Annotated in this window: 16 protein-coding genes and 1 tRNA gene; 13 read left to right on the top strand and 4 right to left on the bottom strand. The window is 40.2% G+C overall.

Features of this window, described 5'->3' with window-relative positions:
- Window positions 1-69: 69 nt before the first annotated feature.
- The 5 genes from fadD (at window position 70) to J9318_RS11230 (ending at window position 4,804) form a co-directional block, all read left to right on the top strand.
- Window positions 70-1,722 (top strand): long-chain-fatty-acid--CoA ligase FadD, encoded by a 1,653-nt coding sequence (gene fadD, locus J9318_RS11250; RefSeq protein ID WP_210560013.1) that lies wholly within the window; start codon window positions 70-72, stop codon window positions 1,720-1,722.
- 68 nt (window positions 1,723-1,790) lie between these two features.
- The gene (gene rnd / locus J9318_RS11245; RefSeq protein WP_210560012.1) at window positions 1,791-2,969 is read left to right on the top strand and encodes a ribonuclease D; all 1,179 of its coding nucleotides are present in this window, start codon (window positions 1,791-1,793) and stop codon (window positions 2,967-2,969) included.
- A 3-nt stretch (window positions 2,970-2,972) separates the two neighbouring features.
- Window positions 2,973-3,263: a YcgL domain-containing protein gene (locus tag J9318_RS11240; RefSeq protein WP_210560011.1), complete on the top strand. Its 291-nt coding sequence runs from the start codon at window positions 2,973-2,975 to the stop codon at window positions 3,261-3,263.
- Window positions 3,264-3,273: 10 nt separating this feature from the next.
- The gene (locus J9318_RS11235) at window positions 3,274-4,293 is read left to right on the top strand and encodes a lytic murein transglycosylase (protein WP_210560010.1); all 1,020 of its coding nucleotides are present in this window, start codon (window positions 3,274-3,276) and stop codon (window positions 4,291-4,293) included.
- Window position 4,294: 1 nt separating this feature from the next.
- The gene (locus tag J9318_RS11230) at window positions 4,295-4,804 is read left to right on the top strand and encodes a YcgN family cysteine cluster protein (RefSeq protein WP_210560009.1); all 510 of its coding nucleotides are present in this window, start codon (window positions 4,295-4,297) and stop codon (window positions 4,802-4,804) included.
- A 72-nt stretch (window positions 4,805-4,876) separates the two neighbouring features.
- On the opposite strand, the gene dxs is transcribed toward J9318_RS11230, so the two are convergent.
- Genes dxs through J9318_RS11215 form a run of 3 tightly spaced genes read right to left on the bottom strand, consistent with a single transcriptional unit; the run spans window position 4,877 to window position 7,924 of the window.
- Window positions 4,877-6,781 (bottom strand): 1-deoxy-D-xylulose-5-phosphate synthase, encoded by a 1,905-nt coding sequence (gene dxs, locus J9318_RS11225; protein ID WP_210560008.1) that lies wholly within the window; start codon window positions 6,779-6,781, stop codon window positions 4,877-4,879.
- 7 nt (window positions 6,782-6,788) lie between these two features.
- On the bottom strand, window positions 6,789-7,673 hold the full coding sequence (ispA, locus tag J9318_RS11220) for a (2E,6E)-farnesyl diphosphate synthase (protein WP_210560007.1): 885 nt from the start codon (window positions 7,671-7,673) through the stop codon (window positions 6,789-6,791).
- Between the two features lie 5 nt (window positions 7,674-7,678).
- Window positions 7,679-7,924: an exodeoxyribonuclease VII small subunit gene (locus J9318_RS11215; protein WP_210560006.1), complete on the bottom strand. Its 246-nt coding sequence runs from the start codon at window positions 7,922-7,924 to the stop codon at window positions 7,679-7,681.
- Between the two features lie 210 nt (window positions 7,925-8,134).
- Between J9318_RS11215 and pomA the strand changes: the two genes are divergently transcribed.
- The 5 genes from pomA (at window position 8,135) to J9318_RS14175 (ending at window position 12,114) form a co-directional block, all read left to right on the top strand.
- Window positions 8,135-8,896 (top strand): flagellar motor protein PomA, encoded by a 762-nt coding sequence (gene pomA, locus J9318_RS11210; RefSeq protein ID WP_210560005.1) that lies wholly within the window; start codon window positions 8,135-8,137, stop codon window positions 8,894-8,896.
- Window positions 8,897-8,899: 3 nt separating this feature from the next.
- Window positions 8,900-9,829, top strand: a complete 930-nt coding sequence (locus J9318_RS11205) for a flagellar motor protein MotB (RefSeq protein ID WP_210560004.1) — start codon at window positions 8,900-8,902, stop codon at window positions 9,827-9,829.
- A 95-nt stretch (window positions 9,830-9,924) separates the two neighbouring features.
- On the top strand, window positions 9,925-11,385 hold the full coding sequence (gene thiI, locus J9318_RS11200) for a tRNA uracil 4-sulfurtransferase ThiI (protein WP_210562441.1): 1,461 nt from the start codon (window positions 9,925-9,927) through the stop codon (window positions 11,383-11,385).
- A gap of 127 nt (window positions 11,386-11,512) precedes the next feature.
- Window positions 11,513-11,875: an aminotransferase class V-fold PLP-dependent enzyme gene (locus tag J9318_RS11195; RefSeq protein WP_210560003.1), complete on the top strand. Its 363-nt coding sequence runs from the start codon at window positions 11,513-11,515 to the stop codon at window positions 11,873-11,875.
- 11 nt (window positions 11,876-11,886) lie between these two features.
- Window positions 11,887-12,114, top strand: coding sequence for an aminotransferase class V-fold PLP-dependent enzyme (locus J9318_RS14175; protein WP_210560002.1), 228 nt, complete (start codon window positions 11,887-11,889; stop codon window positions 12,112-12,114).
- Window positions 12,115-12,172: 58 nt separating this feature from the next.
- On the opposite strand, the gene J9318_RS11185 is transcribed toward J9318_RS14175, so the two are convergent.
- Complete coding sequence (locus J9318_RS11185) at window positions 12,173-13,252, bottom strand: cysteine synthase A (RefSeq protein ID WP_210560001.1); 1,080 nt, start codon at window positions 13,250-13,252, stop codon at window positions 12,173-12,175.
- Between the two features lie 270 nt (window positions 13,253-13,522).
- Here J9318_RS11185 and J9318_RS11180 point away from each other — a divergent pair.
- The 3 genes from J9318_RS11180 to nusA all read left to right on the top strand — a co-directional run bounded on the left by J9318_RS11180 (window position 13,523) and on the right by nusA (window position 15,762).
- Window positions 13,523-13,599, top strand: a tRNA-Met gene (locus tag J9318_RS11180).
- A gap of 184 nt (window positions 13,600-13,783) precedes the next feature.
- Window positions 13,784-14,242, top strand: coding sequence for a ribosome maturation factor RimP (gene rimP / locus J9318_RS11175; protein ID WP_210560000.1), 459 nt, complete (start codon window positions 13,784-13,786; stop codon window positions 14,240-14,242).
- A gap of 23 nt (window positions 14,243-14,265) precedes the next feature.
- Complete coding sequence (gene nusA / locus J9318_RS11170; protein ID WP_210559999.1) at window positions 14,266-15,762, top strand: transcription termination factor NusA; 1,497 nt, start codon at window positions 14,266-14,268, stop codon at window positions 15,760-15,762.
- Window positions 15,763-15,774 lie beyond the last annotated feature (12 nt).

The raw sequence follows: 15,774 nt of genomic DNA, 5'->3' as shown, positions 1-15,774 counted from the left end.
GGAGTATTGTAGCGGATTATTTTGGTCTTAAAAAATTGAAAGCATTGAAAATTGATTCAGGAGAGCGTTTTGGACAAGATCTGGTTAAATAAATATCCTAAAAATGTAGCATCAGAAATAGACCTAGATCCGCAACATTCGTTATTAAACGTTGTTCAAGACAGCGTAACAAAATTTGGCGACAAAGAAGCATTTATGAATATGGGAAAATCCATTTCATATAATGAATTAAATAAAGAAGCAGAAGCGTTCGCCGCATATCTTCAAAACGAACTTGGTATTAAAAAAGGCGATGCAGTCGCGATTATGATGCCAAATTTATTGCAGTACCCAGTAGCTCTTATTGCCGTGCATCGAATAGGCGCAATTGTTGTCAATGTTAACCCGCTCTATACGCCTCGGGAATTAGAACATCAGTTAAACGATAGCAAATCAAAAGCAATCATTATTGTAGAAAACTTTGCGAATACATTAGAGCAAGTTTTAGATAAGACGTCGGTAGAACATGTAGTGCTTACAAAAATGGGCGACATGTTAGGCATGAAAGGGTTTGTCGTTGATTTTGTGGTTAAGTTTGTTAAGAAAATGGTTCCTGAATATAACTTACCAACAGCGATACCATTTAAAGAGGTGATTAAAAAGGGACGTCAGCTTTCTGTTACCCCTGTGGAAGTTGTTGGTGAAGATTTAGCCTTTTTACAGTATACCGGTGGCACCACTGGTGTCTCTAAAGGAGCGATGCTTACTCATAGCAACATGGTCGCGAACCTAGAGCAAGTTTCAGCATTGTTAGGTCCATGCTTGGAAGAAGGTAAAGACACAATAATAACAGCATTACCGCTTTATCATATTTTTGCATTAACAGCGAACTGCTTACTCTTCTTAAAGTTTGGTGGCACGAATGTTCTGATTACAAACCCAAGAGACATGCCGGGTTTTGTAAAAGAACTTAGCACGGTAAAGTTCACAGCTATTAGTGGTGTAAACACATTGTTTAATGGATTGTTAAACACACCTGGATTTTCTGAACTCGACTTCTCGTCACTTAATTTAAGTATTGGTGGTGGCATGGCGGTTCAACGCGCAGTAGCGGAGCGTTGGTTAAATGTTACCGGCTGTGATTTATTAGAGGGTTATGGCTTAACAGAATGTTCACCAGTTGTTTCATTTGTACCTTTTGATATTGGCCAATATACCGGCAGTATCGGTGTTGCCGTTCCATCTACGGATATCCGTTTAGTTGGTGAAGACGGCGAAGACGTCAAAGCTGGTGAGCCAGGTGAGCTGTTAGTTAAAGGGCCTCAGGTTATGCGAGGTTACTTAGGACGACAAGAAGCGACTGACGAAGTGTTGACAGATGGTTGGTTGTCTACTGGTGATATCGCTAAAATTGATGATGAAGGCTTACTGTATATTGTTGATCGTAAAAAAGACATGATTTTAGTTTCTGGATTTAATGTATTTCCAAATGAAATTGAAGACGAAGTGGTTACTCACGAGGGCGTTTTAGAGGCGGCCGCTATTGGTATTCCTCATGAAGTGTCTGGCGAAGTGGTTAAGATATTTGTCGTTAAAAAAGATCCGAGCCTAACGGAAGAGCAAGTGATTGAACATTGTCGCGAAAGATTAACAGGATATAAAGTTCCTAAACTGGTAGAATTCCGAGACGAATTGCCAAAGTCTAACGTTGGCAAGATCTTACGTCGTAAGCTTAAAGAATAATTGATTCTACAATTTGATTAAAAGCTGACTAAGGTCAGCTTTTTTTGTTTTAAAGAGTGAATAATATAGTGAAAGAGTCACAATCTGAATACCAATACGTCGATAGCCAAGCGCAGTTAGATGCATTTTGTTCACAGGCATCAAGTGCCGCTGTTTTAGCGCTAGACACAGAGTTTGTTCGTACCAGAACATTTAATGCTGATTTAGGATTAATTCAGGCTTATGATGGAAAGTCACTAGTGCTTATTGATCCACTAGTAGGATTAGACTTAGAGCCGTTTTGGCAATTATTGACAAATAAAAACATCACTAAAGTACTGCACTCTTGTCACGAAGATCTTGAGGTTTTTAAGGTTTATTCAGGTCGCCTACCACAGCCCCTTTTTGATACGCAAATCGCAGGTCAATTTTTAAATGACGGTACTGTGTTAGGTTTTGGTGCTGCCGTCGAAAAAACACTGGGAGTGACGTTAGACAAAGGTGAAGCAAGAACGAACTGGTTAAAAAGACCTTTAGAACAAACTCAACTCCACTATGCCGCAAACGACGTTAAGTACTTACTACCGCTTTATCATGCGTTTAATGAGGAGCTTCAATCTCGTAAATTGGACCAGTACAATTTGATTGAAGCAGAACTAAAAGTTGAACAAAAAAGTAAAGACAAAGACATAGAGAACTTGTATCAAGACTTTGGAAATGCATGGCAGTTAAAACGAAGAGAACTCGCTGTTTTAAAAGAATTATGTATTTGGCGCTATGACGTCGCGGTTAAGAAAAACTTAGCGTTAGGCTTTGTGGCGAAGGATGCGACATTATTTACGCTTTCGCAGCGTCGACCAGCTGATTTAAACAGTTTAAAAAACATTCCGGATATTCATCCAAGTGAAGTTCGTATCCATGGCAAGGCAATGTTAGATTGTATTTCGAAAGGTAAAGAAGTGGAGTTAGAAGATTGCCCTTTAATAATTCCAAGACTAACTGACTTCCCAGATTATAAGCAGGCTTTTAAATTATTAAAGCAGTTAGTGACAGAAGCAAGTGTTAAACATAATGTACCTCTGCCACTTTTAGCGACAAAAAAACAGTTGAATCAATGGGTCAAATGGCAATGGCAAGTACCGGGTCAAGAACAGCCAGACTTTTCCCAACCATGGCGCTATCCTCTTCTAAAAGACAGCTTGCAAATTTGGAATGAAAAGTACGATATCGGAAAGCTTTCATACAACCCACTATTAAAGAAAGGCTAAATTATGCAACTATGTACAATATATAAAAGCTCAAAAAAGGCCGAAACTTATCTATATGTAGAGAAAGCCGATGACTTTTCAAAAGTTCCAGAAGCATTAATGGAATTAATTGGTCGTCCGCAACTCGTCATGACTTTAGACTTAGATCGTCGTAAACATCTTGCAATTGCCGACCTACCTAAAGTAAAAGAAGAGTTAGTAGAGAAGGGGTTTTATTTACAAATACCACCCCCACAAGAAAACTTATTAGATACATTTAAAAAGAACCAAACACATTCTAAAGAGGATGTATAAGAGAGGTTACATGAAGTTAAGAACTATCATTGCAGGAATTCTTTTGTCGTCGCCTATATTTTCGTCGTTAGCGGCTGATAAACCATCTTTTGAGCAATATGTTGAAGGCTTAAAAAAAGAAGCAATTGAAAAAGGTTTTGAATCTAGTTTTGTTGAAACTCATTTATCAAATTTGACTTACCTAAAACGTGTCGTTAAAGCGGATAAAAATCAACCTGAATTTGTTGAAACACTTGATACTTATTTACCAAAACGAGTACCGGAGTGGAAGGTAAAAAAAGCGAGAGAAGCGTATGTTGAAAATCGCGAGTTATTAGAAAAGATTGCGGCTGAATATGGTGTTCAAGCTAGGTTTATCGTCTCTTTATGGGCTTTAGAAACGAATTTTGGTCGTATACAAGGCAAAATGCCGATTATTGATTCGATAACAACACTAAGTTATGACGGACGACGTGAAGCTTTCTTTAAACGTCAATTATGGGCATCACTTCAAATTCTCCAAGAAGGCCATATAAGTAAAGAAAAGTTTGTGGGGTCTTGGGCCGGCGCAATGGGGCAGTGTCAATTTATTCCAACTTCATTTCTTGCTTATGCTGCAGACGGTGACAAAGATGGTAAGAAAGACATTTGGACCAATAAAACTGATGTTTTCGCGTCAATCGCCAATTACTTGAAACAAGAAGGTTGGGATAACAATAAAACTTGGGGTCGCCAGGTACAGTTACCAGAAAACTTTGATAAGAACCTAATCATGGCGAAAAATAGTAAAGGTCGAAAAGGTTGGTTAGAAAACTTTGCTAAAAATGAAAAACCATTATCAGAATGGGCAAACTTAGGCATTACACGTATGGATGGCAAGCCATTACCAAACGTTGATGTGACGGCAGCACTTATTATGCCAGATGATGCTAAAGGTCGTATGTATTTAGCTTACGATAACTACAAGTCACTCATGCACTGGAATCGTTCGTATTACTTTGTTACGTCTGTAGGCTATTTAGCAGATCGCATAGGATACCCAAAAATTTAATATGACAACAATAAATAACGCAGCACCTTTTTGGAAAGAAAAATCGTTAATAGAAATGACTCGCACAGAGTGGGAGTCTATTTGTGATGGATGTGCAAAATGTTGTCTTCACAAATTGATTGACGATGAAGGGTATGACGATGCGGTTGATACTACACATATTAATGAACAAGAAGAGCTTCATTTTACGTCAGTGGCGTGTCGATACTTAAATGATAAAAAGTGTGAATGTAGTGTCTATACTGAGCGAACTAAATTAGTCCCAAGTTGTATTCAGCTTACTCAGGACAATTTAGAGCAAGTTTTCTATATGCCAACCAGTTGCAGTTACCGACGTCTTCAAGAAGGGCGGGGGCTGCCAAGTTGGCATCCTTTATTGAACAAAGGCAAAAAGTCAGCGATGCATAAAGCTGGTATGTCAGTTAGAGGTAAAATTGTGTTTGATGATATGATTTCAGAGGAGCAATTTGAGGATTATATTGTTGTTTGGCCACTAAAAGACCTAGACTAAAGCGTGTAATTTGGAGAAACCCGTTAAGTAAATCATCGATTAGATGCCTAACTCTTAACGGGTTTTTTAGTATTAGCTAATCATGAATCGACGAATTTGGTTTTCAACACCTTTGCCGTCTAATTCAAGCTCCTCGTATATTTCTTGCTGTGTTCCGTGCTTGATGAAGTTATCAGGAAGACCTAAGTTTAATACGCGATTATCGTGGCCACGCATATTTAGGTATTCATTTACATAAGAACCTGCACCGCCTGCGATCGCATTATCCTCGAGAGTTACTAGCACATCATGGGTAGCGGCTAATTCATCAATTAGATTAACGTCCAACGGCTTAACAAATCGCATATCGACAACGGTAGCATCTAACTCTTTTGCCGCATAGTTTGCTGAGGCTAGGAATGTACCAAAACTGAGTATGGCGATGCATGTTTCATTACATTCTGAAGCCGTTTCTTTAGAGATAATTCGACCTTTACCAATCTCAAGCTCGGTCATCGTCTCTATTATCTCGGTGCCCATTCCAGTCCCTCTTGGGTAACGAACTACCGATGGTTTATTAAGTTTATGACCTGTGTATAACATTTGACGGCATTCATTTTCATCGCTAGGCGCCATGATAACTAGGTTTGGTATGCAGCGCATGAAACTCAAATCAAATGAGCCTTGGTGTGTTGGGCCATCAGCGCCAACAATGCCGGCTCTGTCAACGGCAAATAGCACAGGCAAGTTCATGATAGCGACGTCATGTATTAGCTGGTCATAAGCGCGCTGTAAAAAGCTGGAATATATGGCAACAACGGCATTGTAGCCTTCGCATGCCATACCAGCTGCAAGCGTAACAGCGTGCTGTTCAGCAATAGCAACGTCAAAGTATTGGTCTGGGTATTCTTTTGCAAACTGAACCATACCCGAACCTTCGCGCATGGCAGGTGTGATGGCCATTAACTTAGGATCTTGAGCGGCCATATCACACAACCAGTCACCAAATACTTTTGAGTATGTTGGGCCACTTGATACCGATTTAGGCAAAGAGTCTAAACTTGGGTCAAACTTTGGAACGGCATGGTATTTAATCGGGTCAAGCTCGGCTGGATCGTAGCCTTTGCCTTTTTTCGTAACGATGTGAAGAAACTGTGGACCTTTTAAGTCTCGCATATTACGTAAAGTATCTACAAGAGCATCAACATCATGGCCATCAATAGGTCCAATATAGTTAAAACCTAATTCCTCAAAAATAGTGCTTGGAACTACCATACCTTTTAAGTGTTCTTCGGCACGGCTTGCAAGTTCTTTAATTGGAGGAATGCCACTCAGTAATTTTTTTCCGCTCTCTCGAAACGTTGTATATAAGTTCCCTGAGAGTAACTTAGCCATGTGGGTGTTAAGTGCACCAACGTTTTCTGAAATAGACATGTCGTTGTCATTCAGGACGACTAACATATCGGGCTTTATATCACCGGCGTGGTTCATAGCTTCAAAAGCCATACCAGCAGTCATTGCCCCATCACCAATAACAGCGCAAACTTTTCTAATTGCATCAGCAGGATTAGCTTTGTGCTGTGCTTCAGCAGCAATAGCCATTCCTAAAGCGGCGCTAATTGACGTTGATGAATGGCCGACACTTAATGTGTCATACTCACTCTCTTCTCGCCAAGGAAATGGATGTAAGCCATCTTTCTGACGAATTGTATGGATTTTATCGGCTCTTCCAGTAATGATTTTATGAGGATAAGCTTGGTGGCCAACATCCCAAATTACACGATCGTAAGGCGTGTTATAAACATAATGAAGAGCGACCGTTAATTCTACGGTTCCCAAGCCGGACGCGAAGTGCCCTGAACTTTTACTTACCGAGTTTAAAAGGTACGCACGTAATTCATCACAAACAGAAACTAACTGTTCCTGAGGTAATTGACGCAGGTCGGTAGGCAATAACGCCTTTTGTAAATTCGGATAATCCGCCATATTAACTGTCATAAAATTACTAATGATCTCTTTCAATGATGTATTGCGCCAATTGACTTAATGTTGAAGTGTCAGCATCAATTTTCGTTAATGCTAAATTTGCTTCATCAATCAATTGCTGTGCTTTAATTTTTGCTTGATCTAGTCCTAACAATGCAGGATAGGTCGACTTATTTGATTGCTCATCAGAGCCTTGCGGTTTTCCTAACGTTTCGGTGTCCGACGTAATGTCTAGAATATCATCCCAAACTTGAAATGCTAATCCAATAGCATCAGCATATTGACCTAAGGCTTGTATTTGAGCGGATGTTGCATTAGCGCAAATAGCGCCTGCAAGAACTGATGCCTTTATTAAAGCACCTGTTTTTAGTTTATGCATATTTTCTAAGTGTTCGATAGACACATTAGCATTGTTAGTATTTTCTAAGTCGATACTTTGGCCAGCACACATTTGAGACGCTGATGATGCAACCAAGCTCACAAGCGCGAGTTGGTTGGAAATATTTGTGCCTTGAAAACTATGTCCGGTCAGGATCTCAAATGCAAATGACTGTAGTGCATCGCCTGCTAGGATAGCCGTAGCCTCATCATATTGTTTATGACATGTCGGCTTGCCACGCCTAAGCTCATCATCGTCCATTGCTGGTAAGTCGTCATGAATTAAGCTGTACGTATGAATTGATTCGATTGCAGCCGCTGAGGCATCTAAATCCTTTGGGTTAGCGCCTAAGATTTCACCTGTGCTATACACTAAAAAAGGTCGAACTCGTTTGCCACCAAGCAGCAACGAATAACGCATTGCCTCTTTTAATTTTGAGTCTGAAATACTCGACTCAGCTAAAAAGCTCTGTAGGACGCTTTCAATTCGTTGTTGCGTATCAATAATGACGTTTTGAATAGTCATTAGCTTTAGTCGTCCTGGCCAACATTTTCATTAAATGGCTGAAGCTCTAAATTACCTTGCTTTTCCATTAAAATTTGAACCTTTTGTTCAGCTTCTTGCAAACGACTTTGGCTTAAACGTGTTAGTTCGATACCTCGTTCAAAAAGCGCTAACGATTGCTCTAGTTCTAAGTCACCAGATTCAAGTTGGTTTACTATTGTTTCCAGCTCAGTTATCGCAGTTTCAAACGTTAAATTTTTCGGAGTAGTCATAAGTCTGTTTTCATTTGCATATAGGCTGCCAAAATTAGCCGGTAAAGGTATCGTAAATGCCATGGTTATTCAATTATATTGAGCTAGAATAACTATAAATTGATTAAACTTTGTTCGGTTAAGTCATTAAGTTACCGATAATATTTAAGTTGCTAGTTTTGCTGTCGATAATTAAACTTAGTGGAACATCATCTATTGCAGGAGTAAATTGTGGATTTAGCTAGTATTGTTGGCATGATCGGAGCCATAGGCTTCATTGTATTAGCCATGATTTTAGGTGGTGGGCTAGGAATGTTTATTGACGTTCCGTCAATAGCTATTGTATTTGGTGGCTCAACATTCGTATTAATGTCTAACTACACCCTGCCACAATTTATTGCAGTAGGTAAAATTGCTGGTAAAGCATTTTCATTTAAAATCGAAACTCCAGAAGAGCTTATAGAGAAAATTGTAGAATTAGCGGACTCTGCACGTAAAGGTGGCTTTTTAGCCTTAGAAGAAGCAGAGATTGGTAACCCATTTTTACAAAAAGGCGTTGACCTACTTGTTGATGGTCATGATGGTGAAGTAGTAAGAGCCACTTTATCGAAAGATATATCGTTAACCACTGAGCGTCATGAAATGGGTGCTGGTATGTTTAAAACATTAGGTGATATCGCCCCTGCAATGGGTATGATTGGTACCTTAGTTGGCTTGGTTGCGATGTTATCGAATATGGATGATCCAAAATCCATTGGGCCAGCAATGGCGGTTGCATTGTTAACGACGCTTTACGGTGCATTCTTAGCAAATGTTATCGCGTTACCTATGTCCTTTAAACTAAATTTGCGTACAAGCGAAGAAAAGCTAAATCAAAGCTTAATTATGGATGGTGTACTTGGTATTCAAGATGGTCAAAATCCAAAAGTCATTGAAGGTGTATTGAGAAATTACCTTGCGGCCTCTAAACGTGAAGTAAATACCGAGGAATAGCGGATGTCTGAAGAAGAGTGCCCAAAATGCCCCCCGGAAGGGCTGCCCGGCTGGATGGGAACATTCGCTGATTTAATGTCACTATTGATGTGCTTCTTTGTTTTGCTTCTGTCGTTTGCTGAAATGGACGTGTTAAAGTTTAAACAAATTGCAGGCTCGATGAAGTTTGCATTTGGCGTACAAAACAAAATTGAAGTAAAAGATATTCCAAAAGGAACATCTGTGATTGCACAGGAGTTTCGCCCGGGCCGACCAGAACCAACTCCTATCGAGATTATTCAACAACAAACGATAGAAATTACACAGCAAGTATTAGAGTTTGAAGAGGGTGAAGATGAATCGGCCGGCGGTCGTCAAGAGCAAACCGCTGAAATGCGAGGTGGTATGAGTTCAGCTACGGCTGAAGCTGAATCAGAGTCGTCTGCTGAAGCGGCTGCAGAGCAAGAAGAAGTGAATGAGCTTCTTAAAAAAATAGCGCAACAAATGCAGCAAGAAATAATTGATGGTGCTATCGAATTAGAATCGCTAGGACAACAAATTATTATCAGAATAAGAGAAAATGGCTCGTTCCCATCCGGATCTGCATATTTGCAGGACCAGTTTAAACCAATTATTCAAAAGGTTGGTCGAGTTTTAAATGATGTTCCCGGCGAGATTACAGTATCGGGTCATACCGATGACATCAATGTTACCAACGAGTTGTTTTTTAACAACTGGGATTTATCCTCACAGCGTGCAGTTGCTGTGGCCACCGAAATGATTAAAGTGCCTGGTTTTGATAAAAACCGAGTCATAGTAGTCGGTCATGCAGACACTAGGCCATTATTACCAAATACATCTGCCGCTAATAGACGTATCAATCGTCGAGTCGAGGTGTCTATCATGCAAGGTAAAGCCAAAGAGTCTGAGCAGATTAATATTACAAATCAGTAGTATATCCATTGTTTTTGAATGTCGCTTTTCGTGGGTGGGGCGTGTGTGTATAATATGCGCGCGCTGAAACGCGAGAACTGACCTACAAATGAGATATTATGAAGTTAATTGTTAAATACCACCCAGAAATAAATATAAAAAGCCGCTCGGTTCGCAAACGGTTTTATAAACTACTTGAATCTAATTTACGCATTATTTTGAAAAAGGTTCACCCTAAAGCTCATATTATTTCTCGCTGGACAGATATTTTAGTTGATGCGCCTCACGCCACTCCTGAAGAACGCGAACAATTACTTGATCTTATTGTAAAAATTCCTGGTGTTGATCAATTTAATGAAGTGGTTGAATATCCGTTTGTGGATTTTGATCAGGCATTTAAAGATGTTGCGCGTCATTGGCAAGACGAACTTATCGGCAAATCATTTTGTGTCCGAATCAAACGAACGGGTAAACATGATTTTACGTCGTCTGAATTAGAGCGTTATATTGGTGGCGGTCTAAACCAAGCGGTAGAAACGGCTCGAGTTCAATTAAAAAAGCCTGAAGTGACGGTCAAAGCCGAGCTTCGAGAAGATGTGTTTCACGTCATAAAAGCAAATCACAAGGGTTTAGGTGGGATGCCGTTGCCAAGCCAAGAAGATGTTTTGGCGTTAATGTCAGGTGGCTTTGATTCTGGAGTAGCGGCGTATCATCTAATTCGACGCGGTGCTAGAACACATTTTTGTTTCTTTAACCTAGGCGGTAAAGAACATGAAATAGGCGTAAAACAGGCATCTCATCAAATATGGAAAGCATTCAGTAGTTCTCATAAAACACGTTTTGTTTCGGTTAACTTTGAGCCTGTAGTAGCAGAAATTCTAACTAAAATAGACAATGGCTTAATGGGTGTTGTTTTAAAACGAATGATGATGCGTGCGGCAGCGCAAGTTGCAGAAAAGTTAAATATTAAAGCGTTAGTAACAGGTGAAAGTTTAGGTCAAGTATCGTCTCAAACCCTAACAAACTTAAATGTGATCGACCGTGTAACGGAAATGCTTATATTGCGCCCGTTAATTCATATAGATAAGTCAGAAATTATCGACACGGCTCGTAAAATAGGTAGCCACGACCTAGCTGCTGCTATGCCGGAGTATTGTGGCGTAATCTCTAAAAAACCAACAACACGCGCTGTACTTAGTGAGATTGAATCCGCTGAAGATAATTTTGATTTCAGTATATTAGACAAGGCAATTGCAGAAGCGTCTCTGATGGATGTCCGCGACATTGAAACAGAGTCTCATGAGGAAGTAACAGAGGTAGAGCAAGTTACTGAGCTTTCAGAAAACTCAATCGTGATCGATATTAGAAGCCCTGAAGAGGAAGAAGATTCGCCTCTTGTAATAGAGGGGATTGATGTTATTACGATGCCATTTTTCAGAATAGCAACCCAGTTTGGTGACTTGGATCAGTCTAAGTCGTATTACTTGTATTGTGATAGAGGCGTAATGAGTCGATTACAGGCGCTACTACTGCATGAACATGGCTACACCGATGTTAAGGTTTATCGTAAGCGATAAACATAGTTAAGGCACCCTTAAGTGGTTTAACTAACCTCTTTAGTCAAGCACTATGCAATCATAGTGCTAAGCTAAATCTTTATGATAGGATGATTAATAAATATCCAGGTAGGGGTTTGGCATGCACATGAAATCGATAGTCGGTCGATACGGGCTATTCCCGTTTTTAGAACGCTTTTCGGCTACATCATGCTGGTCTGATGCGCAACAAACCTTACGTCATCGTCAAGCTGAGCATCAGACAATGATTGAACAGGTAAATCAAAATAATGTAACTATTAAGCCGGTACCATGGTGTTTTGAGGCTGGAACTCCGGCCATGGAAAGTGTGATTGGTTTAGGAGCTGCTGCAAGATTTTTGTTAGATATTGGTATGGAAAATGTCCATCAACACGTTCATGGTCTTACCATACAATTAAGACAAGCGCTAAATGAACTCTACCCGGAAATGTTACTGGAGACTCGGATGCTCCTGGACCTGTCACCTTAGCGCCTCAGTCTTTGCCGGCCCAAATAATTGCTAATACCCTTAGCGAGCGAGATGGTATTTGTGTTCGAGCTGGTTTTCATTGTGCGCAACCATTACATGACCACATACATAGTCTAGGTACGTTAAGATTTAGCTCCTGGTTGATGAATACATCAGAGGATATAGAGAAATCTATAAGGGCGTTAAAGACTGTACTTCCGCCCACAAAGGCTGAAGATTCAACTGATTGTAAGCGATAGTTTTGAAATGCCAGATACTAAAAAGGCGATAACAGTGTATCGCCTTTTTTAACGTTCATTAACGATAATCAAATGAAGCTAACTTTAATAAGTCATCTTCTTGAAGGTAACGTTTCGTTAGTTGCTCCATCGTTTCATTCGCGGAATCAATATCACGAGTCTTCAAAAAATCCTCATTATAAAGCTTAGAAACAGAACGTTCGCCTAAGTCACACGCAAGAGTCACCACGTGTTGTTTGGTTCCGCCACTTACCGGGCCGTATTTCAGTGCCGAATAAAAAGCAGCAGTAACATTTAATGCGCTGGAACTTCCTAATACTAGGCCATCTTGTTGGCGAACATAATTTGCTAAGGTAACAATATCACTATCAGGTATCGTTAATGTTTCGTCGATACGAGCTTGTTTAAAATTATTAACTAAACGCATTATGCCAATACCTTCAGTAAATGAGCCTCCAGAGGTCGCTTTATATTCCCCGGACTGCAAAAAATTATAAACACCAGAACCATTTGGATCTACGCAAATAGTCTTGATTGCTTCATTTTGTTCTTTTAGGTACTTTGTAATACCGCCGATTGTGCCACCGGTGCCAGCAGCAGATACAAAACAAGTTACGTTACCTGATGACTGGGTAAATATCTCAGGTCCGGTTGTTAGATAATGAGCATCAGCGTTCGCCGTATTCTCAAACTGATTTGCCCACCAATAATCGCTATTTTCTTCAGCGATTCGCTTTGCTGTATGGTAAAAGTGATTTGGGTTTGAAAATGGCACAGCATCAACCAGAATAAGCTCAGCGCCATGTAGCTCTATCATCTGCTCTTTCTCTTTGGCTTGCCCTTTTGGCATGACAACTTTTAAATTAAAGCCTAAAGATTTAGCAACAATTGCTAAGCCTATTCCTGTATTACCAGCGGTTCCTTCAACTATGGTCATACCCGGCTTTAGTTCACCGGATTCTATTGCAGCTAACACCATTTGAAGCGCCGCACGGTCTTTTACAGAACCACCGGGATTCTGGAACTCACACTTTACGCTGATATCACATTGTGTGATGCGACTTAAGCTTGGAATAGTAAAAAGGTCTGTATTTCCGATAAGATCAGAGAGTTTGTTTGCGTGTCCATTGATTGGCATAAATTTAATCTCTTGAGTATGACTAATGTTTATTATGACAAGTTATCGGTCCATACCACAAATTAGATTTGGCATTAATTACTACTAAATCGAATAAAACAAAAATTAAGATTTTATTAATTAAAATTAACTAATAATAAAGCAGGTTTAGCTTGAATGTATTTTAATAGCGAGTATAATCCACCGCATCAAATCTTTCTCAGAATTTATTTACGAAATTCTCTGTAAAGTAGTCGTGAAAACCGACTTAAAATGTTTTTAGTCTACTGGCGCGGGATGGAGCAGCCTGGTAGCTCGTCGGGCTCATAACCCGAAGGTCGTCGGTTCAAATCCGGCTCCCGCAACCAATACAGGAAGCTATTTATAAAACAATCGCAACTTTGTATTTTAGTAGACCCAGAAGCTAGGCCTCGAAACATTCGGGGCGCTTTAGTTTCTGTAACAGTTTATGTGGTGTGCTGTTGAACTGCACATGCAACTGGGGCTTTAGGCCCTTTTTTTGTATTTAAAATTAGTGATAGGAGTGGTGATTTGACTAACCTTGAATTGCGTTTGACTGAAATGTTACAACCTGCAGTTGATGCTTTAGGCTTTGAATTGTTAGGTGTTGAGTTTATACGTGCTGGCAATCATTCAACGTTGCGCGTTTACATTGATCATGAAAATGGTATTTCGGTTGATAACTGTGCTGATGTAAGTCATCAAGTTGGCGCGATCTTAGATGTTGAAGATCCAATTTCTACCGAATATAGCTTAGAAGTTTCGTCACCGGGCATGGATCGTCCATTGTTCACCGTTGAACATTTCGCCAAAGTGGTAAACGAAACAGTGAGTGTAAAATTAAATGTGCCGCAAGACGGCCGTCGTAATTTTAAAGGAACACTTGTCGAAGTTGAAGGCGATATGATCAATATCAACGTTGATAACCAAGTGTTTTCTATTTTAATTGATAATGTCCAGAAAGCACATTTAGTTGCTCGATTCGACTAACCAGACTAAAGGAGCGAAGTATAATGGCAAAAGAACTATTACTGGTGGCAGAAGCGGTATCGAATGAGAAAGCCGTACCACGCGAAAAGATTTTTGAAGCGCTAGAGTTTGCTTTAGCCGCTGCAACAAAGAAAAAACATACAGCAGAGATTGAAGTTAGAGTTTCTATTAACCAAGAAACTGGTGAATACGATACATTCCGTCGTTGGTTAGTTGTTCCAGATGATCATCAAATGGAAAACCCAAGTGCAGAAATGAGTATCTCTGCTGCACAATACGATGAGCCTGAATTACAACTGGGTGATTACGTAGAAGAGCAAATTGAATCTATAAAATTTGACCGTATTACAACTCAAATGGCGAAACAAGTAATCGTACAAAAAGTACGTGAAGCTGAACGTGGTCAAATTGCTGAGCAATACTACGACCAAGTTGGTGAATTAATTACAGGTATCGTTAAAAAAGTTAATCGCGACAACGTGATTTTAGACTTAGGGGCAAATGCTGAAGCGGTTCTATATCGTGAAGATATGATTCAACGTGAAACTTTCCGTCCAGGCGATCGCGCTCGTGCATACTTATATGCCGTTAAGCCTGAAGTACGTGGCCCGCAATTATTTGTTAGCCGTACTAAGTCGGAAATGTTGATTGAGTTATTCCGTATCGAAGTGCCAGAGATTGGTGAAGAGATGCTTGATATCGTGGCAGCAGCTCGAGATCCAGGTTCTCGCGCGAAAATCGCGGTTAAGTCAAACGACCGTCGTATCGACCCTGTAGGAGCGTGTGTTGGTATGCGTGGCGCGCGAGTGCAAGCGGTATCTGGTGAGCTTAATGGCGAGCGAGTTGACATCGTATTATATGATGACAACCCAGCACAATTTGTTATCAACGCAATGGCACCAGCTGAAGTTGCATCAATTATTGTTGATGAAGACCGCAAGTCGATGGATATTGCAGTAGCAGCAGACAACCTTGCTATGGCCATTGGCCGTAGTGGTCAAAACGTTCGATTAGCTAGTCAATTGACTGGTTGGGAATTAAACGTAATGACAGAAGCCGACATGGCTGAAAAACATCAAGCAGAAAACAGCAAAACAATTCAGCTGTTTACTGAAGGATTGGAAATCGATGAAGACTTCGCAACTATGTTGGTTGAAGAAGGTTTCTCATCACTAGAAGAAGTTGCCTACGTACCAGTTTCTGAGTTACTTGAAGTTGATGGATTAGACGAAGAAACAATTGAAGAACTGCGCGCACGTGCAAAAGCAACACTTACAACAAGAGCACTCGCTAATGAAGAGTCGCTCGAAAATTCAGAACCGGAAGAAGATTTACTAAACCTTGAAGGTGTCGATCGTCATTTAGCTTATGTATTTGCAAGTAAAGGTATTACTAACCTTGAATTGTTAGCCGAGCAAGGTGTTGATGAACTTAGTGACATTGAAGAGATTACTGAAGAAAAAGCGGGTGAGCTAATTATGGCAGCGCGTAACATTGTTTGGTTTAGTGAAGAGCAATAGGTTCAACGGAGG

The sequence above is a fragment of the Psychrosphaera aestuarii genome, assembly GCF_017948405.1.
Taxonomy (GTDB): domain Bacteria; phylum Pseudomonadota; class Gammaproteobacteria; order Enterobacterales; family Alteromonadaceae; genus Psychrosphaera; species Psychrosphaera aestuarii.
This window is presented reverse-complemented; position numbering and strand designations above follow the sequence as displayed.

Excerpts from the sequence above, each read along its gene's own strand:
- J9318_RS11240 (WP_210560011.1), top strand. The coding sequence starts at position 2,973 with ATGCAACTATGTACAATATATAAAAGCTCAAAAAAGGCCGAAACTTAT.
- J9318_RS11235 (WP_210560010.1), top strand. The coding sequence starts at position 3,274 with ATGAAGTTAAGAACTATCATTGCAGGAATTCTTTTGTCGTCGCCTATA.
- J9318_RS11230 (WP_210560009.1), top strand. The coding sequence starts at position 4,295 with ATGACAACAATAAATAACGCAGCACCTTTTTGGAAAGAAAAATCGTTA.
- dxs (WP_210560008.1), bottom strand. The coding sequence starts at position 6,781 with ATGACAGTTAATATGGCGGATTATCCGAATTTACAAAAGGCGTTATTG.
- ispA (WP_210560007.1), bottom strand. The coding sequence starts at position 7,673 with ATGACTATTCAAAACGTCATTATTGATACGCAACAACGAATTGAAAGC.
- J9318_RS11215 (WP_210560006.1), bottom strand. The coding sequence starts at position 7,924 with ATGACTACTCCGAAAAATTTAACGTTTGAAACTGCGATAACTGAGCTG.
- J9318_RS11205 (WP_210560004.1), top strand. The coding sequence starts at position 8,900 with ATGTCTGAAGAAGAGTGCCCAAAATGCCCCCCGGAAGGGCTGCCCGGC.
- J9318_RS11195 (WP_210560003.1), top strand. The coding sequence starts at position 11,513 with ATGAAATCGATAGTCGGTCGATACGGGCTATTCCCGTTTTTAGAACGC.
- J9318_RS11185 (WP_210560001.1), bottom strand. The coding sequence starts at position 13,252 with ATGCCAATCAATGGACACGCAAACAAACTCTCTGATCTTATCGGAAAT.
- nusA (WP_210559999.1), top strand. The coding sequence starts at position 14,266 with ATGGCAAAAGAACTATTACTGGTGGCAGAAGCGGTATCGAATGAGAAA.